Annotated in this window: 22 protein-coding genes; 5 read left to right on the top strand and 17 right to left on the bottom strand. The window is 32.4% G+C overall.

Going from position 1 to position 20365, the window contains the following annotated elements; all coding sequences use genetic code 11:
- Positions 1-189: 189 nt before the first annotated feature.
- The 9 genes from M2475_RS01895 to M2475_RS01855 all read right to left on the bottom strand — a co-directional run bounded on the left by M2475_RS01895 (position 190) and on the right by M2475_RS01855 (position 8111).
- Entirely contained in the window at positions 190-1422 is a 1233-nt protein-coding gene (locus M2475_RS01895) for an SPFH domain-containing protein (protein ID WP_277489235.1), read from the bottom strand.
- 3 nt (positions 1423-1425) lie between these two features.
- Complete coding sequence (locus M2475_RS01890) at positions 1426-2343, bottom strand: TIM44-like domain-containing protein (RefSeq protein ID WP_277489234.1); 918 nt, start codon at positions 2341-2343, stop codon at positions 1426-1428.
- A complete protein-coding gene (locus tag M2475_RS01885; protein WP_277489233.1) occupies positions 2330-3181 on the bottom strand; it encodes a TIM44-like domain-containing protein in 852 nt (283 codons plus the stop codon). Before M2475_RS01885 ends, M2475_RS01890 begins: the two co-directional genes overlap by 14 nt.
- 105 nt (positions 3182-3286) lie before the next feature.
- Complete coding sequence (locus M2475_RS01880) at positions 3287-4135, bottom strand: LCP family protein (RefSeq protein ID WP_277489231.1); 849 nt, start codon at positions 4133-4135, stop codon at positions 3287-3289.
- A 1-nt stretch (position 4136) separates the two neighbouring features.
- Positions 4137-4442 (bottom strand): thioredoxin, encoded by a 306-nt coding sequence (trxA, locus tag M2475_RS01875; protein WP_277489230.1) that lies wholly within the window; start codon positions 4440-4442, stop codon positions 4137-4139.
- Positions 4439-5269, bottom strand: coding sequence for an HAD family hydrolase (locus M2475_RS01870; protein ID WP_277489229.1), 831 nt, complete (start codon positions 5267-5269; stop codon positions 4439-4441). Before M2475_RS01870 ends, trxA begins: the two co-directional genes overlap by 4 nt.
- A gap of 86 nt (positions 5270-5355) precedes the next feature.
- Positions 5356-6075: a glucosamine-6-phosphate deaminase gene (nagB, locus tag M2475_RS01865; RefSeq protein ID WP_277489228.1), complete on the bottom strand. Its 720-nt coding sequence runs from the start codon at positions 6073-6075 to the stop codon at positions 5356-5358.
- 59 nt (positions 6076-6134) lie between these two features.
- Entirely contained in the window at positions 6135-6965 is an 831-nt protein-coding gene (locus M2475_RS01860) for a tRNA 2-thiocytidine biosynthesis TtcA family protein (RefSeq protein ID WP_277489227.1), read from the bottom strand.
- A 666-nt stretch (positions 6966-7631) separates the two neighbouring features.
- A complete protein-coding gene (locus M2475_RS01855; RefSeq protein ID WP_277489226.1) occupies positions 7632-8111 on the bottom strand; it encodes a glucose PTS transporter subunit IIA in 480 nt (159 codons plus the stop codon).
- A gap of 147 nt (positions 8112-8258) precedes the next feature.
- Here M2475_RS01855 and M2475_RS01850 point away from each other — a divergent pair, with 147 nt between their 5' ends.
- From M2475_RS01850 to M2475_RS01840, 3 genes are read left to right on the top strand one after another with little or no spacing between them, the layout of a single operon-like run.
- The gene (locus M2475_RS01850; protein ID WP_277489225.1) at positions 8259-9533 is read left to right on the top strand and encodes a PTS transporter subunit EIIC; all 1275 of its coding nucleotides are present in this window, start codon (positions 8259-8261) and stop codon (positions 9531-9533) included.
- An 11-nt stretch (positions 9534-9544) separates the two neighbouring features.
- A complete protein-coding gene (locus M2475_RS01845; protein WP_277489224.1) occupies positions 9545-10369 on the top strand; it encodes a PRD domain-containing protein in 825 nt (274 codons plus the stop codon).
- Between the two features lies 1 nt (position 10370).
- On the top strand, positions 10371-11801 hold the full coding sequence (locus tag M2475_RS01840; RefSeq protein ID WP_277489223.1) for a PTS transporter subunit EIIC: 1431 nt from the start codon (positions 10371-10373) through the stop codon (positions 11799-11801).
- Between the two features lie 3 nt (positions 11802-11804).
- Here the strand turns inward: M2475_RS01840 and murB are convergent, their stop codons facing one another.
- Complete coding sequence (murB, locus tag M2475_RS01835; RefSeq protein ID WP_277489221.1) at positions 11805-12734, bottom strand: UDP-N-acetylmuramate dehydrogenase; 930 nt, start codon at positions 12732-12734, stop codon at positions 11805-11807.
- 230 nt (positions 12735-12964) lie between these two features.
- Between murB and M2475_RS01830 the strand changes: the two genes are divergently transcribed.
- Together M2475_RS01830 and M2475_RS01825 are read left to right on the top strand one after the other, a co-directional pair.
- Positions 12965-13426 (top strand): RNA polymerase sigma factor, encoded by a 462-nt coding sequence (locus tag M2475_RS01830; RefSeq protein ID WP_277489220.1) that lies wholly within the window; start codon positions 12965-12967, stop codon positions 13424-13426.
- Positions 13423-14613: a hypothetical protein gene (locus tag M2475_RS01825; RefSeq protein ID WP_277489219.1), complete on the top strand. Its 1191-nt coding sequence runs from the start codon at positions 13423-13425 to the stop codon at positions 14611-14613. Before M2475_RS01830 ends, M2475_RS01825 begins: the two co-directional genes overlap by 4 nt.
- A gap of 251 nt (positions 14614-14864) precedes the next feature.
- Here M2475_RS01825 and M2475_RS01820 read toward each other — a convergent pair whose 3' ends face one another.
- The 7 genes from M2475_RS01820 to M2475_RS01790 all read right to left on the bottom strand — a co-directional run bounded on the left by M2475_RS01820 (position 14865) and on the right by M2475_RS01790 (position 20341).
- A complete protein-coding gene (locus M2475_RS01820) occupies positions 14865-15464 on the bottom strand; it encodes a type IV toxin-antitoxin system AbiEi family antitoxin domain-containing protein (RefSeq protein ID WP_277489218.1) in 600 nt (199 codons plus the stop codon).
- A gap of 154 nt (positions 15465-15618) precedes the next feature.
- Positions 15619-15777: a hypothetical protein gene (locus M2475_RS01815; protein ID WP_277489217.1), complete on the bottom strand. Its 159-nt coding sequence runs from the start codon at positions 15775-15777 to the stop codon at positions 15619-15621.
- 325 nt (positions 15778-16102) lie between these two features.
- Positions 16103-17416 carry a 23S rRNA (uracil(1939)-C(5))-methyltransferase RlmD gene (gene rlmD / locus M2475_RS01810; protein ID WP_277489215.1) on the bottom strand — a complete coding sequence of 438 codons (1314 nt, stop codon included), beginning with the start codon at positions 17414-17416 and terminating at the stop codon, positions 16103-16105.
- Positions 17413-18234 carry a YihY/virulence factor BrkB family protein gene (locus tag M2475_RS01805; protein WP_277489214.1) on the bottom strand — a complete coding sequence of 274 codons (822 nt, stop codon included), beginning with the start codon at positions 18232-18234 and terminating at the stop codon, positions 17413-17415. The genes rlmD and M2475_RS01805 overlap by 4 nt, the downstream gene beginning before the upstream one ends.
- Positions 18235-18286: 52 nt before the next feature.
- Positions 18287-18676: an inorganic diphosphatase gene (locus tag M2475_RS01800; protein ID WP_277489213.1), complete on the bottom strand. Its 390-nt coding sequence runs from the start codon at positions 18674-18676 to the stop codon at positions 18287-18289.
- A gap of 91 nt (positions 18677-18767) precedes the next feature.
- The gene (locus tag M2475_RS01795; protein ID WP_277489212.1) at positions 18768-19208 is read right to left on the bottom strand and encodes a hypothetical protein; all 441 of its coding nucleotides are present in this window, start codon (positions 19206-19208) and stop codon (positions 18768-18770) included.
- The gene (locus M2475_RS01790) at positions 19205-20341 is read right to left on the bottom strand and encodes a glycerate kinase (RefSeq protein ID WP_277489211.1); all 1137 of its coding nucleotides are present in this window, start codon (positions 20339-20341) and stop codon (positions 19205-19207) included. Before M2475_RS01790 ends, M2475_RS01795 begins: the two co-directional genes overlap by 4 nt.
- Positions 20342-20365 lie beyond the last annotated feature (24 nt).

Here is a 20365-nt window from a genome sequence, read left to right as displayed (position 1 = left end):
TGTCAATATAGGAATATAGTTTATTATTTTTCTTGTTTATCCATCACCTTTTGCTTCTTTTTCCTTCATTGTTGCATTTCTTCTGACATTCAAGCCTTTGTTTTTTTCACTATAAAATCCAATCCATAAAAAAAGATACTACTGTATCAATCAAAATCGATTACAATAATATCCTTTATCTTCTTTTTACTACTCTGGTTTTTTCTTTCCACAATCTCCACAGAATTTCCCTGTGTTCTCATGTCCACATTCACATGTCCATTTTCCATCATCTGGTTTCGCATCACCACATTCACTACAGAATTTTCCACTATTCATATGTCCACATTTTTTACACTTCCACTCATTGCTTGGTGCTTGTGCTGGTTCAATGAACGGTTCAGCATCAGATGCTGTATGTTGTGGATTGTTTTCAAAGAACGGACTATTTTCTTGTTGGTTGGTTCCTTCAAACATATTTCCAGTATTCATTCCACCAGCTTGAGCAGCAAAGCCCATACCTAAGAATCCTTGCATTGCACCTGCATCATTTTCAGCTGCTTTTTCCATTGCATTTGCTTGCGCTTCTGCTAATCGTCCTGCTGCAACACGTTGATCTGACATCATAATAGCATCATCAATCTTTTCAATACGTGCTCTTGATTCATCATCTGGTGTAACTTTTTCAATTGCTACCGAAGAAATTACAACTCCACGTCTTTCCTTCCAATCATCGTCAAGTGCATCGTTCATAAACTTAGCAATTTCTATTTGTTTTTTAGGCAAATCATTGTATTGATAGTTTTCATCACTACATTTCGCAATCGCTACATCTAATGCATTTACAAATTCTGCATGCCCTTGTTGCATCAAATCACTTTTTAAATATACACGTTCAACATTTCCACTTACATTTGTATAGAAACGAATTGGATCTTCAATTTTAATTGTATACTGTCCAAAATAACGAATATAGATTCCTCGGTATGTTGGATCTTTGTAAGGCATTGGTGTAGATGTACCAAATTTATTGTCAAAAATCTCTTTTAAATTGATGAAGTATACACGTTGATCTTTCCCTGGTGTACCACCCATTGTAAAACGTTTTCCAAATGTTTTAAAAGAATCTTTTAACCCTTGAAAACCACCGCTAAACAAACTAGGCTCTGATGAACTATTCCAAGTAAAACGTCCTGGTTCCATCGTAAACTCTACAACTTTTCCATCTTCTACAATAAGAACTCCTTGTCCTTCATTAACTGCTATTCCAGTTCCATCCGTAATAATATTAGGACTTCCTTTCGTATTACTACCACTGCTAACCGTTTTTTCACCTTTTTTTAATAATTCATCATTGCTTAATGAATCACAGTAGAAATACTCTACCCATTGATCTGCTAGTGTTGTTCTAGCAGAAGCCACTGCTGCTCTAATTAAACCCATTTCTTATTTCCTCCTTGCTGTTCTCCAAGCTCCATATTTATTTAATACCCATCCATATTTTCCATTAGTAATTACAGAACGACAATATTCACATTCTCCACTTTCTGATACTTGAAGTGGAGCTCCACAATTAGGACAATTTGTCAATTTTGGCGATATCTCTGGATCGCTCTGTACGCCTATTGATCTTATGAATTCTAAATAATAAGACCTATCATTAACCTTCTCCTTATCTCCATCTAATAAAGCTCCAGTTACATCACTTGTTATATAGTCTACACAATAAGCATTCAAACGAACAACCAAAATTTCCAATGAAGTATCTTTTCGATATTCTGTAATACACACTGAATCAACTGTCTGATATTTTAAATAATTTGTTTTTTGCTCGTCTATATATTCCTGTAACTGTCTTCTATGCATATTAAACAAAGTGTCACTTTCAAACAAACGAATTTGCTTCCAATCCTTTGCTTCCCATGACTTCTGTAACATTACATATAAATCGCCAACATAATCTTTAAATTTTAATAAATCAAAATTAGGATCACTTTTTCTAATCTCTTCAACAATACTTTCTTCATCGTAATAATCCTTATTAAACGCAGAGTTATCTATTTCATTTACAATGTATGGTTCGTCATTCTTTTTCTTACGAGTATATTGCACATACATAGAAACACCCCAAAACCCTGCAAAAATAAGTATGGATATTGGGCTACTAGATCCTGATCCTCCATCTGAACTAAAATCAGACCCACCACCAGAACTCCATCCTCCTGATGAACCACCAGATCCTCCACTATCAGATCCTCCATCAAAGCCTCCTGAGTTTCCTACTTCTGCTTTGATATCATTCATTGAGCAAAAGAATAAAATGGTTGTTAGCAAAACAAATACTATTCGTTTACCACGCACCATACTTATTCAACACCCATCCATACTTTCCATTGGTAATTACAGAATGACAATACTCACATTCTCCGCTAGATGTAACCTGTGTAGGTGCCCCACAATTTGGACAATTGGTTGGATTTAAACCAACCTCTACATCGGTCTTAACACCTACGCTACGAATAAATTCAAAGCGATATGAACGTTCATTCAACTGTCTTTCATTCCCACTAATTACTTTACCTGTATTATCATCCGTTGTATAGTCAATGCAACATGCATTCACACGAACGCTCAATACTTCTTGATCACCATCAATTTTATAGCTTGCTAATGTAACTTGTCTTACATCTTGCATATTTAAATGATTTGTCCAATTCTTATCAATATATTCTTGTAATTGTCGATTATGCATATTAAACAAAGCATTGCTTTCAAACGGTCTTACTGCTTTCCAATCCTTTGCTTCCCATGCTTCTTGTAATGTAATGTAAATTTCACCAACATAACCTCTAAACTTTTCAGCAGAAAAGTTTGGATCATTTTCTTTGATTTTAGCAATCACTGCATCTTCATTTATATATGAAGTATTAAATGCTGAGCGACTACTTGTACCTCTATCTGATTGTTTAGAAGAAGCATATAAGCGAATAGCTATAAAAATAATAAAAATAATAATAGCTACTGGACCACCTCCGAAAACAAAAAAGCCTCCTGAGCCTCCCCAGCTTCCGCCTCCACCGCTTGATCCTCCACCAAAGCCACCAGAGTTTCCAACCTCTGCCACAATTGGCTGATGAAACAGTAGAAATGCACATAAAACAACCACTAAGACACCTAATAATTGCTTGTGTTTTTGTCTCATAATTCCCTCCTGTATTTATTTTACCACCAATATAAACAAATTTCATTATAATTAAGTATATCAAGACGATGATTTTATAAAATAAAAAAGATAGGTAATAATCACCTATCTTTGAAAATATTCAATTTTTTCTTGCGCCCAAGTTTCATCAAGGATGAAAAAGTAAAGATCCTGTCCATAATACTCATCCCACATCATCATACCTTGACCTTCTGCAACTTCTTGTTCTAAACGAAAATCATTAAATGCCATATCAGCATATCCAATTAACTCCCATAAATCCAAATTCGTATCACTTATTTCTTTAACATCTTTATAAAAATTATAAATGTCAAAAACACCCGAACTCTTCACTTTGGAAACCATTGCTTTGATAACTTCTTGTTGTCGAGCAGCACGATAAAGGTCACTATCACTCTTTCGATGACGTGAATATGAAAGTGCCATAGCACCATTCATATGAACACTCTGTCCTTCTTCAAAACAATAGCTTTGTGCATTGTCCTTCTCATCCATTTCGCAAAAGGTTGCTGTTGGAGTTAAATCAATACCACCAATAGAATCTACCAGTGCTATCATTTTTTCAAAATCCACTTCAATATAATACTCAAAATCTGTTTCAAACAAATACTCCATGGTTTCAATCGTTCCCTCTTTTTTTGCATATGCATATGCATGTGTGATTTTATCATTTCGATCTACCGAAGGAATATGAACATAGGCATCTCTAGGAATTGAAATTAACTTTATTTCTTTATGATCTTGATCAATATGTGCAACCATCAAAGAATCACTACGTGCTCCATCTAACCCCTCACGTGAATCAATTCCAATAATTAAAACATTTAAGCTTCCACTTTGTGAAACCTTATATTTATAAACACCATAACTACAACCACCAATCAATAAAACAACAATTACTATAATCCCTATTGCTTTAAAGGCGCGCTTCATCTTACAATCCTTGCTTAATGAAGTCAATCAATTGTGGCTTTGCTTGAAAACCTACCGTTGTAGCCAATTCATCACCATTTTTAAACAATACTAATGTTGGAATTGACATGACATTGTATTTTTGTGCAATTGCAGGGTCATTATCAACATTTAATTTCACAATTGTGACATTTTCCATTTCCTTGCTTACTTCTTCTAACACTGGTGCTTGCATCTTACATGGCCCACACCAATCTGCATAAAAATCTACTAATACAACACCTTCTTTAATTACATTTTCAAATTCACTACCGCTTACTATTTTCATAATATTTCCTCCTTCTCCTTTAAGAAATTTATAATTCCATCTTCATCATTTGTGCCACATTCAAATGCACATGCAGCTTTTACACTTTCCATTGCATTTCCCATAGCAACACTGTTTTTTACAGTTCCTAACATCGATAAATCATTTTCTCCATCACCAAATACGATGACTTCATCATCCTTCCATTGATAACGTTCCATGATCTTAACTAAAGCATTTCCTTTACTAACTGATGCTGGACCAATTTCTAACCACACAGGTAATGTTCTACCACACCAATATGCATGTTTAAATGTATCTTTTGATAACTTTTCATATAGTTCATTAACAAGCTTTTCATTTTCAAAAACACAAACTTTATTAACTGCTTCATTAATTTCATCTATATCCTTAATATAAAAGAATTTTCTATTTTTTAATCCTTCCATATTGCTACTGCTGCGGATATAGCTACTCTCTTTTTCGCCTGGAGCTAATATAATAAACACATTTTCTTCACCCATAATCAAGATTTCAACCTTTTGGGTTTTTAAAAAATCAACAATTTCTTTTACCTCACCAAATTTCATCCTTCTGATTACTTCATAAGAATCCTTTTCATAATCATATATAGCAACTCCATTTGATTCAATTATTTTTCCATCACTAACTTCAAGGTCAATTATATCGGCATAATCTTGCATACGCTTTCTCGTACGTCCACTAGCTAGAATTAATTGCACTCCTTGCTTCGCATAGGATTTCAATCCCTGTTGCGTTTTTGAACTAATTGTTTTTTCACTTGTCAATAAAGTTCCATCCAAATCCATACATATTGCTTTGATCATACATCCTCCTGTTACTTAAAATTATATCACTAACCTTAGCATAGTTCCATTTTTTTGCAACCACTAAAAAAAGAGTCCAAGACTCTTTATTTCAACTTACTTGCTGCTGCTTCATCTACAAAAACTACAACGTTATCATGGTTTTGTAAGATTGATGCAGGCATGGATTCATCGATTGGCCCATTTACCATAGCTTCAACCGCATCAGCTTTATTTTCTCCTGTTGCAATTAACAAGATTTTCTTTGCTTTCATAATTGTCGCAATTCCCATTGAAATTGCTTGCTTTGGGACTTTGGTTACATCATTATCGAAGAATCTAGCATTATCTTCAATTGTTTTTTGATCTAAACTCACAATGTGTGTAAGTGAATCAAAAGAAGTTCCTGGTTCATTGAACCCAATATGCCCATTTCTTCCAATTCCCAATACTTGAATATCTACACGAACATCACTCATCGCCTTTTCATAAGCATCACAATCTGCTTGTGTGTTTCCATAAGGCAAATGTACATTCGCTTCTTTCACATCAATATGGTCAAACAATTCTTTGTGCATGAATGTTGAATAACTTTCTGGATGATCTTTTGCAATTCCTACATATTCATCCAAATTAAATGTTGTAACATCCTTATAGCTAACATTCCCTGCTTTATAATCAGCAATCATTTCCCCATATAATCCAATTGGACTAGAGCCTGTTGCCAATCCCAATACCGCAGTTGGTTTATTTACAACCACTTCTTTCATCACTTCATACGCTTTTTCAGCTACTTCTTTTTTATCTTTACATACTATAACGTTCATTTTTGAACCCCCCAGTCACCTCTTTATTTTAATATATAAATAATTAAAAAACAACTTAATTAACTTTCTTTAGAATCATATGTATCTAGAAAGTTTACTTCTTTTTCCTCATCATAATAAGAAAGAACTTTACTAATATTTACATTCGCCATAGAATGAAAAATATTACTATCTAAATAAGGGTTTATTTCCTTATATTTTTTGATTAAGTCTTTTATTTCTTTTCGTTTACTCGTCTGTTCTTTTAAATTACTATCATTTTCTTCCGTAAACCGACATGCACATTCTAAGAAATCTAAATCATTCCACTCTTTCCAACGAATAATAGCATCTTCCTTCACTAAATATAAAGGACGAATCAATTCCATACCTTTAAAATTTTGTGAATGAAGCTTTGGCATCATGGTACGAATTTCACCAGCATAGAAAATATTCATCAAGTTTGTTTCGATTACATCATCATAATGATGACCAAGTGCAATTTTATTACAACCGAGCTTTTGTGCATAATTATAGAGATACCCTCTACGCATCCGTGCACATAAATAGCATGGGTTTTTATCAATTTTTTCTACTGTTTCAAAAATTTGAGTTGAAAATATTTCAATCGGAATTTCTAACTTTTTGGCATTGCTTTTAATCTTCTCTAGATTTTCTTGCTTATACCCTGGATCCATTACAATATATTTTACTGTGAATGGAACCTCTGTAAAGCGTGAGAGAATAGCAAAACATTTTGCCATCAACATGCTATCTTTTCCTCCTGAGATACAAACGGCTATGACATCATCGCTTTGAATTAATGCATACTCTCGTAAAGCCTTCATAAATTTTGACCAAATATCTTTTCGATAGGTTTTGATAATACTATTTTCTAATTGCTTTTTCATCTTTTCCCCTTTATTGCCTAGCTATTATATCATAGATTTAATAAAGAAAAAAAATTATCCAAATCCCTTTTTCACAATATATGTATAACAGTGGATTCCTATGTGTAAATCCACTGTTATTACATATTTGGTGTGTTAAAATCCCTTTCCTTCTTGGGAACCAGATTATCTACCCTAGTACTTGTTTCTCCATTCATAATATAAAACCAATTTATGATAGTTTCCAAAATTCAGTTGTTTTTGAAAACATCGAAATTTTATATGGGGAACCTATCATAACCCAATAATCAACCTGCTAAGAAGTTTGAAATGAAACCTGTTGGATTATTAGTGTTTACTTATGAATGCGTTTCCATCCCCATGACTAAATTTTTATTGCTCATGCCTGTCATTTATATGAGCATAAAAAATCATTATCATATCACACACACCTATGTGGTTTTTAATATTGCGGTATCAAAAACATTTGGATCGTTTTCTCACAGATGATGTGTAAGAGAAACAAGTACTACAATAGACAATCGCGGAAGAAACAAAAAGGCAAGATTAACAAAAACACATCACTGTGATTTCGTTAGTCTTGCCTATTACTAGTTACAATCCAACCTTATCTATTCTACCTGTCAATTTCATTTTAACACGATATTTGTTGTTGTCAATATCCAGTTATTGCACTTCAAACAATACCGTTTCATTCACAACCGCTTTTGTCCCTATTTTCAAGTGACAAATTGGATGTTGTGAACTATTCAACACAATAATTGGAACAACAATATCGGTTTCTTTACACATCTTCTTTGAATCAAACGTTAGAAGTAATTCTCCTTTTTTTACTCTTTGTCCAGTTTCTACGTGGGATAAACATTCATTGCCTGTTAATGTATCTGTATGGATGCCAACATGAATTAACAATTCAATTCCATTATTCAATTTCATGGCAACTGCATGTTTGGTTTTGGCCAATACTGCAATTGTTCCATCTGCTGGCGCATATACTTTACCACAATGCGTGTTAATCGCAATTCCTTCACCCATAATTCTTCCAGAAAATACAGGGTCATCTACTTGATCAAGACTCATTGTCTGACCGTCTACTGGAGCAAAAATATCCAAATGTTTTTTCCGCTTAGAAAATCGTTGAAACATTTTTTACCCCCTTGTTTTCTTCAATCAGTATGCTACTGTAAATATTCGAATTTGTCAAATAATCACATAAATAAAAAATTGACAAACCCCTTTGTACTTCATATAATGAAGGCGATTAAGGGGAAAAATAAATAGGGGGTACTGCAGGTGAATACCTATAAAAGATACTGTCTCGGTTTACTGTTGCCACTTTTAATATTGCCGATAATTACTGGATTAAGTTTAATTGGTAGTTTTTTTTATGAGACTTTTCAATTCTCTGGATTATATTTTCTAATAAATCTAGAACCTTTATATTTTCACCATTTGCCACTCTTACTTGCAGCAAGTGTTACTTTTTTTCTAACTTTAAAAATGGATGGAACAAGTATTTTAAGCGGTATCATTAGCTACATTGTAGTTACTCAAATTCTAACAAACGATACATTTCAAAAGGCACTAGAAAGTACTACCTACCAATTAGATCCAACCTTTGTTTATATTCAAACACCATTTATTGGAATTTTGTGTGGAATTATAAGTGCTTGGATTTATAATCATTTTTCAAGTGTTCAACTTCCTCAAGGATTTGCATTCTTTAGTGGAAAACGTTTGGTTCCTATTATAACTGGTTGTATTATGATTTTCATATCAAGTATTCTTTTTTTTACTTGGCCATATATTGTTGAAGGTTTAATCACCCTAATTAATGGAATAAAACAATTTCATTTCATTAGTGATGGATGGATTGCCAGTATTCAAAAACTATTAACCCCTATTGGATTTTCATTGCTTCCCATGTTTGATATTGAAAGCCAAGCATTTCTTTCAAGCATTACAATGTATATAACTCCAATAGTACTAATTATTGTTTATCTTCATTCAAACAAACAACTTAAAAATTTATATTTATCCTTATTTATAATGATTTTCTTAAATAGTATAGTAGGTGGAAATGGTATGTTATTTGATATTATCATTTTTATGAGTAGTCCAATTCTTTATGGTATTCATATATTTTTAACTGGTTTGCTCATAATAGTATATAATAATAGTAGTATTCCTATCCCACTGCTCGGAATAGGTGCAAGCATTGCATATGGGGTGATTTTCTATACCTTATTTCAAAAGTTAAATATTCATTTTGATATAGGAGTAATCAATACAAAAAAACATGATGATAAAACTGTTCAAAACTTATTTCATGCATTTGGTGGTATTGAAAACATAATTCGTTTTCAATACCTTCCTAATTTGGGAATAGAAGTTTTTGTGATATCCATAAGTTTTGTAGATATGCAGAAATTTCAAGATTTGGGCTTTGCTATCCCTTATGAAAAAGAAGCGAATATTTTGATTTTAAAAATAGATAAAGATGGTGATAAACTAACAAAAGCATTGGAAGAATTGCAAAAAGAAGAAATGCAATCTTTAGTATTTTAGGAGGAAACTTTATGAAAATTGTCCGTATTTATAATAACAATATCATAGCCGCAAAAGATGGTGATAAAGAAGTTATCCTAACCGGAAATGGAATTGGTTTTCAAAAAAAAGCCAATGATTTTGTTGACGAAAAAAAGATTGATAAAAAGTATACATTTGAAGATAAACAACGTACTCAAATCAATCAATTATTGAATCGCACACCAGTTCTATACTTTCAAATTGCAGAAGCAATTGCTAGCAAAGCAACCAAAGAATTAAATATTACTTTAAGCAATCAAATTTTAATTTCACTTACCGATCACCTTTGGTATGCTGTCGAAAGAAAAAAACGAAATATGCAAATGCCAAATTTGATGCTTACCGAAATTAGAACTTTGTATAAAGATGAATTTAAACTGGGCTTGTGGTCACTAAAATTAATTGAAGCAAATACTAAAATTGAATTAGGTGAGCATGAAGCAAGTTATATCGCTATGCATATTGTGAATGCAAATATGGGGACAACCACTGGAAATGCAACCAAGATATTGCGATTTATTAAAGATATTCAAACGATTATTGAAAATACCTTTCATTTATCTTTTGATGAAAATGAACTTGATTATTCTCGGTTGTTAACACATCTGAAATTTCTAGCCCAGCATATTTTTCAAAATACTAAAAAAGAACCTATCGATTTGGATCAACTATATACCTTGCTTGTGGGTAATCATGCATTGATGGAGCGTTGCATTGAAAACATTTATGAAATTGTTAAGATGAACTATAAGTATGAACTCACACAGGATGAAAAAGTTTACCTGATGATTCATATCAATAAAATCATAAACTAATATGACTTTACAAAAAATTGGGAAATCCTTATTACTTCCCATTGCAATCTTTCCCATTGCTGCAATTCTCACAGGATTAGGTTACTCCTTTGAACAAATCGATAATTCTACTATTTATTTCTTTGCAATCATTTTAAAAACTACTGGAAATGCACTATTGAGCTTTATGCCTATGACCTTTGCTGTAGGTGTGGCTTATGGCCTTAGTGATGATCAAAGTGGTTTTAGTGCGTTTAATGGGTTATTAACATTCTTAATTATTACTTCCCTATTAGGAAGTGATAGTGTTGCTAGTTATCAAAGTGAAACTAGCGGGGCAATTCCCATCGCTTTTGAAAAAATTGATAATCAATTTATTGGTATTCTATCAGGAGTGATTGCTTCAGGGATATACAATCGCTTCAATAAAAAAACATTCCAACAAGTTAACAAGTATTTAGTTATTCTACTAATTACTATTTTAATAACAATTATTGTTGCCATCATTTTATACTTTTTATGGCCTTTCATTTACGAAGGTTTAATTTCATTTGGAGCTTTGGTAAGTGGGTTAGGACCTTTAGGTGCTGGGATATATGCATTTTTTAACCGTTTATTAATTCCGATTGGAATGCATCATGCTCTAAACTCTGTATTCTGGTTTGATGTCATTGGAATTAATGACATTGGGAACTTCTGGGCTTCTACAGGAACTTTGGGTGTTACAGGAATGTATCAAGCTGGATTTTTTCCCATCATGATGTTTGGCCTTCCTGGTGTTGCCTTTGCCATGTTGAAAACAGCTTATCCACAGAATCGTGAAAAGATAAAATCATTCTTATTATCAGCTGCTTTTGCATCTTTTTTCACAGGTGTAACCGAGCCTCTCGAGTTTGCTTTTATGTTTATTGCTCCACCACTATATTTATTACATGCAATAATAACTGGAATTTGTGTATTCATTGCTGCACAATTTCAATGGATTGCTGGATTTAGTTTCAGTGCAGGATTCATTGACTTCATTTTAAGTTTCAATATGCCATTTTCTAAAACCCCTATTATGTTGGTAGTGTTAGGTATTTTTATCTTCTTCTTATATTACTTTACCTTTACTTATGTTATTAAAAAATTTAATATGCATACATTAGGTCGTGAAGTAAGTGAAGATACACAATTTTTATCTACCAATCTAACAAAAGAAGAAGCGCTCCAAATCGCATCAATTTTAATTCGTGATTGTGGTACTTTAGATAATATAACTTTTATGGATTGTTGTATTACAAGACTTCGCTTTCGTTTATTAGACGTTGATAAATTTTCTTTTGATGAAATAAAAAAAACAGGGGCACTGGAATATCTAAAATTAGGAAATGAAATCCAAGTTGTATATGGACCGCATGCCAGTTATATAATGGACGTTATTGAAGAAATGCAGTCCCAAAATAAAAGCTGATTTCTAATCAGCTTCTTCTCCAATAATACGCACTTCACATTCAAGTTCATAACCTGTTTTTGCTTTTACTTCTTTCTTCACAATATCAATAAGCTCCAAAAACTCTTTACTTGTAGCATGATTGTGATTAATTACAAATCCTGCATGCTTATCGCTTACCATTGCATTTTTATGTTTATACCCTTTCATACCCGATTGCTCAATTAGAGCTGATGCATAATTCCCCTCAGGACGCTTAAAGGTGCTTCCGGCGCTTGGATACTCAAGCGGTTGCTTTGCCTTTCTTCGCTCCAACAAATCATCCATCAGTTCTTTTATTTTGGTTTGATTACCATTCCATAAACCAAATTTTGCTTCTAAAATCACAACATTTTTATCGCTAAAAAAACTATGGCGATAAGAAAAAAACAATTCATCACTATTCAGCATATGAAAGTTTCCATCACCATCCATATAACTACAATGAATCATTACATCTTTCATCTCACCACCATAAGCGCCAGCATTCATATATGCTGCTCCACCTACCGTAGCAGGAATTCCCCAGGCAAACTCTAGTCCACTTAAACTGTGTTCATATGCATAGCTACAAACATCTTTTAAAGTAGCACCAGACTGCGCAATTATATTTGTATCATCATCAATCATGATTTGATTAAAATTTGTTTTCGTAACAATTATTAATCCTTGAAACCCAAAGTCTGAAGCTAGCACATTCGAACCATTTCCTAAAACATAAAACGGTATATTAAGTCGTTTTGCTTCCGTTACTAAACATTTGATTTCATCACTACAATAAGGTTCTGCAAGCAATCTTGCAGGTCCTCCAATCTCTAAACTCGTATAATCTTTCAAAGCTACATTTTCACGTACAACATAGCCTTCTTCTTTCATTTTATTGATAAATTCATCAACCGTATTTTGCGTTATCATGACTTCACCTCATGATAAGTATACCTTAAGTACATACTTACTACCAACCTTTTGCAAGCTATCCATAATTCATTTATTAAAAAATTTACGATTTATGAAAAAAAAGATAAAGTCAAACGTAGTATTGTTAGATAAGTAATTAGCGATACCATGGATCCATTATTACTTGTCTGTCCTATTTTAAAAAAGTTATGATAAGATGAGTTAGAAAGTTTAGAGGATTATTTACAATGGATCATTCACAGTTTGAAGAATATATAGATAAATATTCCAATCTCGTTTTTCATGTTGCTTTGGCAAACACGTCAAGTTTTCATGATGCCCAAGACATTGCACAGGAAGTCTATATCAAATTATATAAAAGTAAGCCTTTTGAAAGTGAAGAACACTTAAAAAATTGGTTAGTTCGTGTCACTATAAATCAATGCAATAGCTTGCATCGCCGTTTCTTCAAGAAGAAACATGTCGATGTTGATATTAATGAATTTATCATTAGCAAAGAAAGCATTCAAGTACACGATGAACTTATGGCACTTTCAAAAGAAGAACGCACAATAGTATATCTGTATTATATTGAAGGTTACACCTATAAAGAAATATCAGATATGACAGGTCGTAGCATTAGTTCTGTCTCTCGTGATATAAAAAACTCATTAAAATATCTTAAATCTCAAATGGAGGAATCATCATGAACAAAAAAAATTATAAAACCTATATAGATGAAATAAATGAAAACAATAAACTAAAAGAGCATCTTCAAGAAATATCAAATGAAAAAGTAACAAAGAATAACATGAAACCTATTATGGCTCTAGCTATCGTTGTATGTTTAATGATTATAAGTGTATTTACACTACAAAAAATGAATTCAAATCCTAAAAAAGAGGATATATCACAAACAAAGGATGCTGGATCTAATTCTCGCAAAGGAGACGATGGACTTATTTATTTAAAAAAGGATGCTGCATATCCAAACAATTTAGAAATCTCTGATATAGCATTGTATGACACCTTACCAGTTTATGAAAATATTAGATTAGACTATTCGCAAGATGGACGTATCATTCAAAGTATCACAGATATAGTTTCACAAGAACAATTTGATAAACAATATGCAGAACCAATCGAAAAAATACTAAATCTAGATTCTAAAGATAGAACAATCACAGATGATGCAACTGAACAGGGAGTAAAAACAAGCATTACGTATTCTTATCCTAATGGTGTTTCATTTTCTATCGATGCACATATATATGTAACCATTTGGTTTAAAAACCCAAAAGAATATGGTATAGAAGACAGTGAAGCTGCTAATAATTTTGCAATTAAAATTTTGGAGGAGCTTACTGGTAACCCCTATGAACCATATACTTATACAAGTGCATTTGATACTCCCCCAGAATCAAATGGAAAGGGCTATGTAACCCGTAGTGATGTTAATGATATGATGAAATCATTTGAGCGAATGGACTATGATTTATTTGAGGGAGATAACGGAAAGGAACTTAGTATATCATTGCCAAATAATTTCACTTTAACTAAAGTAGCTGACAAAAAAATGATCAGCACTAAACAAGCACTAGAAAACTTGAAAAACGATTACGCATGTGGTCCAATACAGATTCCATATTTTGATAACGCTGATACGACTTATCAGACAATTATCCAAAATGCATTAAGTGATGAAACTTATAAAGATGTATTGGGTATTGAATTATATGATAGTCGTCATTGGAGTACCAATAACTATGTATATCCCTCATACTTAGTCTTAATCAAAATACCAGATGATATTGAAACCAACGCTGCACCTGGAGAAATACCTTGTATTGTGGCAATGGTATCAGCTACCGAGCTTATGCCAACACCTGAAGAATAAATCATTATCTAACATATTATTATAAATAACAAAGCCCATGAATCATTTCATTCTAGGGCTTTGTTTCTTTTTTCAAATAAGCTATACTAGTTTTTACGTTTTAGTAAAAAAAGGATTTTCACATGCCATACTTCATTTCAGCTTCTATTCAATTACAAGAATATTTTCAACATCTATCACATTATAATCTGGATTAGATAACAAAGTATTTTGTAAAGATGATTGCAATTTATCACAACACAACTTAAAACTTACATATGTAAGCCCTCCACCAATAACACCTCCAAGTACGACTGAACTTTTTTCTCTACTTTAAACATCTTAGCGTACTTAAGCAACTTGGAAAAGTTGATTTTCCCTTTGCTTGCATACATCTTAAATGCCGGAGCAATTATTTGAACATCCATTTTATAAACGCCCCGAAGACTCTCAGTTAAAGTTCTTTCAATCTCATAGACTCGAACTATCTGTCCCCCAGGTGTTCTCACCTCTACTATTCCTTCCTCGTAGTTTGAGCGGAGAATTATAGGTTTGATACCTGCTTCCTTAATCAGCTTGGTATTAGTCCCATAAGGAAAACTCATCGTTGGTTCAAATGGAACTGTCAGTGACAAACCATGTAGCCAGAGCGCTGTTTCAAGTGAATATACACCCTTAGGATAGCGATACTGCAGTGTATATGACTCATCAACATAGACATCAGGCTTTCGATAGATACCTCTACCAGCTTTTTCAAGCTCACCAGAATCGAGCTTCTTCCGAATAACTGAGTAAGGAACACCCTCCTCCTTTACTTGACTAAATGTAATAAAATCTTGATTTATATCTAGACTATTTTCTTTTTTTGACATGAGAGCACCTTCTTTCTGATAATTTAAAGCTAACATCATATCTATACGTTAGCATATATTCGTATCAATTTCAAACTAACGTTTTGTCAATTTGTTAGCGTATTCTTTTCAAAGTTTACTTTCATGCTCCTATTCCATATGAAGCAGGCTTATTTCAAGAGTTGCGAAATCTTGGAATTGACATTCTTCCGCTTCCAAATACTCCATAAAATAAAAATCCAGTAATCATTATTCTGATGATCTCTGGATTTTTATGAGGATAATTATTATCTGGAAGATAATTCAATGTATCTACTATATCACAATTAATCAAAAAATCCTCGTCTTCCTCAAGAACTACTTGATATGTGAAATTTCTTAACCATATTAAATGTAAAAATTATGGCTGGCCTCGTCGTACTAACTAAACTTAATAATCTTATCAATTATCTAGGGAGTAAAATTTTCTACCCTCAGGTGTAATTTTTTAAAACCTACCACTTCTGCAAGATCAGTAGAGGCTCCACCACAACAGCAAACCTACAATGTCAACGCTACCTACTAAAACCGCGTCATTTCAGCTTTTTTAACACAAAAAAGACCCTCAAGACCAAAATCTTGAGTGCCTTTAAATCCTCATAAAACAAGCATTTTTGGCGTTATTTTGACTTTGTTAGTAACGCCACACTCTCCACATGTGCAGTATTAGAAAACATATCTACAGGTATTACTTCTTCAACTTCATATTTTTTACTTAATGTTTTGATATTTTTACCTAATGTTGCTGGGTTACAAGATACATAAATTATTTTTTTAATATTACTTTTTAAAATACAGGTAATCATCGTTTCATCCAATCCACTTCTTGGAGGATCTACTACTAAAACATCAATTGCTTGTTTTTTTGATATCTTTACTAACTCTTTTCCTGCATCACCACAATAAAATTCCACATTATTTATTTTATTCATATCAGCATTTCTACGTGCATTCGCAATCGCATCTGAGATCACTTCAATACCAATTACTTTCTCTGCTTTCTTTGCTAACATCAAAGACATGATACCAACCCCACAATAAGCTTCTACAATCAATTTTGGAGTATCACTGATAAATTCTTCAACAAGATCATATAATCGCTCTGCTTGCCCTGTATTAAGCTGAAAAAAGGCTTTTGGTGATAAACTAATCGTCAAACCTTTAAACTTAAACTTGATTTTCTTCTTACCAGCTAAAAGCATCATTTGGTTACCAAACAATTGTACACTTTTCTTAGACATATTAATGGACTGCCATAAAGACACTAAGCCATCAATTTCCATAATCTCATCTATACACTCTTTCAAGAAAATCGTATTTCCACTTACAATCGTACATTGGAAAACACCATGAATTCCTCGCAAAACAAGATATCGCAAGCCATTTTTATGTTGATTAGAAAATGCCTCATAATGATATTTATTTAGAATCTTCAAAATATTCATTTTTATAGTTTCTAATTGTTCTTCATGGACGATACAGTTCTTTACTTGTACAAAGCGATTTGATTCTTTTGCATACATTCCTAATACCAATTTCTTATTATGCATATGAAATGGTAATTTTAAGCTATTACGATAGCCAAAAACATTTTCATTTTTAATAACACCATGAACTTTACTTTCACTTATACCTGCATACTTTTGCAAAGATTCACTTAAAATCATACGCTTATACAACAATTGCTTATCATAATCAGCATGCATAAGAGTACATGCTTGACACTCTTTCCAAACACTACATTTGGGTATAACACGTTCTGTACTATTCTTTACTATTTGCTTCATTTTCCCTATCTTATAACGAGGAAAATGTTTAATGATTTCTATATCCACAATTTCATCAGGTAATACACCATCAATAAAAACAGGTTGCTTATTTATATATGCAATACCTTCCCCATTAATTCCAATTTTTTCAATTTTTACTTTCATCTTTTTATGATTCCCTTAATTTTTTTCTTTATATTTGATATTATATCCATCATTGTATCATAAAGTTTTTCATGTTTATATGTTCTTTCTGGATAACAAGGTCCATATACCCAATTCAAACAATATCCAAAATATATAAGACTAGCTATTAAATAAATTGATAAAAGTGCAATTACTAAACTTGCCATTGGTCCATAAATATTTTGATATGAAGTAAAATGATCCACAATAAGTAAAAATAATTGACTTGCTAACATGATTGACACCGTTGAAAAAATAGCCCCTATAATTCCAAAATGCAGCGGTCTTTTTTCAAAGGTAAGAGTTCGATATAAAATATAAAACAATACAAATAAACCTATACCAAAAGTAACACTTGCTGGATAATTGAAGAAACTTGCTAACACGCCAATAAATCCAACACTCACTACTAACACAATAAACAATATATAAGATTTAACCCGAACAAAAAGTTTTGGAATATTATAGCTCTCATTTTTAGCACTGATCATCATAAAAGAAAAAATACTTCTACTAGCTAAATTTAAAGCTGCTACAAGTGACAAAATAAGGGTCAGGGTACTAGGATAGTTCTTATCCATAATGAAAACAACAAAATCTTCAATTAGCTTTTCTGGAACAAAATGATACAGATAATCTAACAATAATCCTACATCTAAAACAGAATTATGAAATAACATAACAATTACAATTAGAACAGGAAAAAGCGCTAGTAAAAAACTAAACGCTAATGAATATCGAAATAAACTTCCTTCAAAGGAAGAAAATTGTTGTAAAACTAATTTAAATTTTTGCATCTCTTTCCTCACATCTATAATTTTAAAAACAAATAAAAAGAAAAGCAAGTAATTAACTATTACTCGCCCATTCAGGAACCTCTTGTCCACGTCTAAGCAAAACTGCTTTCTGTGATTCTGTCTGATTTAAAAAAACTAAAATTGAATGGATTTCCGCTTCACTACATCCCATAATGATTTTTACTTCACAGTCTCTTTTTAAAATATCTGCAGATACGACAATCGCTTGTACTTGTCTGTTTTTCTCTTTCCCGCTAAAAACATCAATTGGCTCATTATCACTACCAATTGTATCTTGCAAATATCCATAATCAACTGGATACACCATGTTTGCATACTTTGGATGTTGTGTATCCTTAGCCCTCTCAATCTTTAAGGTACTAGATAAAAAAATTGTATCTAGCTTCTGCCAAAACAATGCATTGTTTTCAAATTCTTTCATTTCAATTCCTCTTCTTCGGTTTACAATATTAACTATAACATAAAGAAAACAGATAAGAAACTAAAATTCGTCTTATCTGTCTTAATAATTTTTATTTTTTATCTAATTGATAACTAGTTACATAATCATCCAATTCGCCTTCTTTTAAAACTCCTGAATGCATTACCTTATTCTCTCCATCTTCAAAGATTAAAGTTGCTGGTGTACCAGAGAATTCACCATCAAATTCTTCTTTTAACTCATTAAAAACTTTATTTGCATTCTTTTCATTTGTTAGATTTAATTCATAGATTGTTAATCCATGTTCTGGTAAATATACATCCAAAGTTTCTTTTTTGTATGTTTTACAATGTGAACAATATGTCTGCGTAATCAATACCATATAAGTATCATCTGTTTTTTTCATCTCTTTATATTCATCGTATGTAATTTGAACAATTTCCCCTGGTTTTGTACTTCTCTCATAAGAAGCACTACAGCTACTCATAAAAACGACAAGCAAGCAACTGCATATCAATGCTATTTTTTTCATTTACCTTCCTCCACATAATAATTAATTGTTTTAAATATCGTATATGCACAAGCATATAACTTTTCTGGTGCTAACTCTAAAGCTTGTGCAAAGCTCATAGCACGATCTGCTACACTATAAATGCCAATAAACCCTTTATCGTATAACTTATTATATTCTACTCCTAAAGCGCCACTTATGCAAATACAAGGTTTATTGTATTGATTGGCAATTTCAACTACACCTACTGGAACTTTTCCATACAATGTTTGAAAATCACTTTGTCCTTCGCCTGTGATAACGAGGTTACTATTTTTAATCATTTTATCGAAATCACTATACGACCGTAACAGATCCAACCCACCTATATGTTTAGCTCCTAATAAAGATAAGGCTGCTCCAATGCCACCAGCTGCTCCACTCCCTTCTTCCTTGGCAATATCATATCCTAGTGATAAAAACTTTGTAGCATAGTTTTCCATAGCTTTATCAATTTTCTTTATCTGATTTGCATACAATCCTTTTTGTTTCCCAAATGTATAAGTAGCCCCTTGCTCACCTAACAACTTATTTTTCACATCACATGCAGCAATGATTTCAATATCATTCATAAATTGAAACTTTGAAAGATCAATTCGTTCAATCTTTTTTAAGTTAATAGCATTGGATTTCAACTTCATATTATTTTGATCATAAAATCTAGCGCCTAATGCTTGAAGCATTCCCATACCACCATCATTGGTGGAACTACCGCCAAGAGCAATAATAATTTTGTTAACTTTTCGCCTATAAGCATCCATTAACAACTCACCTACACCATAACTTGTAGCATAAAGAGGATGACGTTTTTCACGCTCATACATATTAAGTCCTATACAACTTGCAACTTCAATAACTGCCGTTTTACCATCATCGATTAAACCATATTTTGCTTCCAAAGATTTGAAATAGGCATCATGGACTTTCTTTTTAACCATTGTCCCCTTACATGCATCTACAAAAGCATCTACCGTTCCTTCTCCACCATCTCCCATACTAAAAGTAGTAACTTCATTTTTATCATTTACAGCTAATATGGCCTTCTTTACAATTTGATTCACAGTTTTGCTGCTCATACAGCCCTTATAAGAATCACAAGCTACAAAAACATTCATAAGTTCTCCTTTTGTCCTATTATA

Source organism: Breznakia sp. PF5-3, from assembly GCF_029504745.1.
Taxonomy (GTDB): Bacteria; Bacillota_I; Bacilli_A; order Erysipelotrichales; family Erysipelotrichaceae; genus Breznakia.
The sequence above is the reverse complement of the archived record's forward strand: the minus strand, read 5'-3'. Positions and strand labels throughout refer to the sequence as shown.

What these genes read in the sequence shown, in the direction of transcription:
- M2475_RS01845 (WP_277489224.1), top strand. Translation starts at nt 9,545, where the DNA reads ATGAAAATTGTCCGTATTTATAATAACAATATCATAGCCGCAAAAGAT.
- nagB (WP_277489228.1), bottom strand. Translation starts at nt 6,075, where the DNA reads ATGAACGTTATAGTATGTAAAGATAAAAAAGAAGTAGCTGAAAAAGCG.
- murB (WP_277489221.1), bottom strand. Translation starts at nt 12,734, where the DNA reads ATGATAACGCAAAATACGGTTGATGAATTTATCAATAAAATGAAAGAA.
- rlmD (WP_277489215.1), bottom strand. Translation starts at nt 17,416, where the DNA reads ATGAAAGTAAAAATTGAAAAAATTGGAATTAATGGGGAAGGTATTGCA.
- M2475_RS01800 (WP_277489213.1), bottom strand. Translation starts at nt 18,676, where the DNA reads ATGAAAGAATTTGAAAACAATGCATTGTTTTGGCAGAAGCTAGATACA.
- M2475_RS01840 (WP_277489223.1), top strand. Translation starts at nt 10,371, where the DNA reads ATGACTTTACAAAAAATTGGGAAATCCTTATTACTTCCCATTGCAATC.
- M2475_RS01870 (WP_277489229.1), bottom strand. Translation starts at nt 5,269, where the DNA reads ATGATCAAAGCAATATGTATGGATTTGGATGGAACTTTATTGACAAGT.
- M2475_RS01805 (WP_277489214.1), bottom strand. Translation starts at nt 18,234, where the DNA reads ATGCAAAAATTTAAATTAGTTTTACAACAATTTTCTTCCTTTGAAGGA.
- M2475_RS01790 (WP_277489211.1), bottom strand. Translation starts at nt 20,341, where the DNA reads ATGAATGTTTTTGTAGCTTGTGATTCTTATAAGGGCTGTATGAGCAGC.
- trxA (WP_277489230.1), bottom strand. Translation starts at nt 4,442, where the DNA reads ATGAAAATAGTAAGCGGTAGTGAATTTGAAAATGTAATTAAAGAAGGT.
- M2475_RS01880 (WP_277489231.1), bottom strand. Translation starts at nt 4,135, where the DNA reads ATGAAGCGCGCCTTTAAAGCAATAGGGATTATAGTAATTGTTGTTTTA.
- M2475_RS01795 (WP_277489212.1), bottom strand. Translation starts at nt 19,208, where the DNA reads ATGAAAAAAATAGCATTGATATGCAGTTGCTTGCTTGTCGTTTTTATG.
- M2475_RS01830 (WP_277489220.1), top strand. Translation starts at nt 12,965, where the DNA reads ATGGATCATTCACAGTTTGAAGAATATATAGATAAATATTCCAATCTC.
- M2475_RS01820 (WP_277489218.1), bottom strand. Translation starts at nt 15,464, where the DNA reads ATGTCAAAAAAAGAAAATAGTCTAGATATAAATCAAGATTTTATTACA.
- M2475_RS01860 (WP_277489227.1), bottom strand. Translation starts at nt 6,965, where the DNA reads ATGAAAAAGCAATTAGAAAATAGTATTATCAAAACCTATCGAAAAGAT.
- M2475_RS01855 (WP_277489226.1), bottom strand. Translation starts at nt 8,111, where the DNA reads ATGTTTCAACGATTTTCTAAGCGGAAAAAACATTTGGATATTTTTGCT.
- M2475_RS01885 (WP_277489233.1), bottom strand. Translation starts at nt 3,181, where the DNA reads ATGAGACAAAAACACAAGCAATTATTAGGTGTCTTAGTGGTTGTTTTA.
- M2475_RS01890 (WP_277489234.1), bottom strand. Translation starts at nt 2,343, where the DNA reads ATGGTGCGTGGTAAACGAATAGTATTTGTTTTGCTAACAACCATTTTA.
- M2475_RS01825 (WP_277489219.1), top strand. Translation starts at nt 13,423, where the DNA reads ATGAACAAAAAAAATTATAAAACCTATATAGATGAAATAAATGAAAAC.
- M2475_RS01895 (WP_277489235.1), bottom strand. Translation starts at nt 1,422, where the DNA reads ATGGGTTTAATTAGAGCAGCAGTGGCTTCTGCTAGAACAACACTAGCA.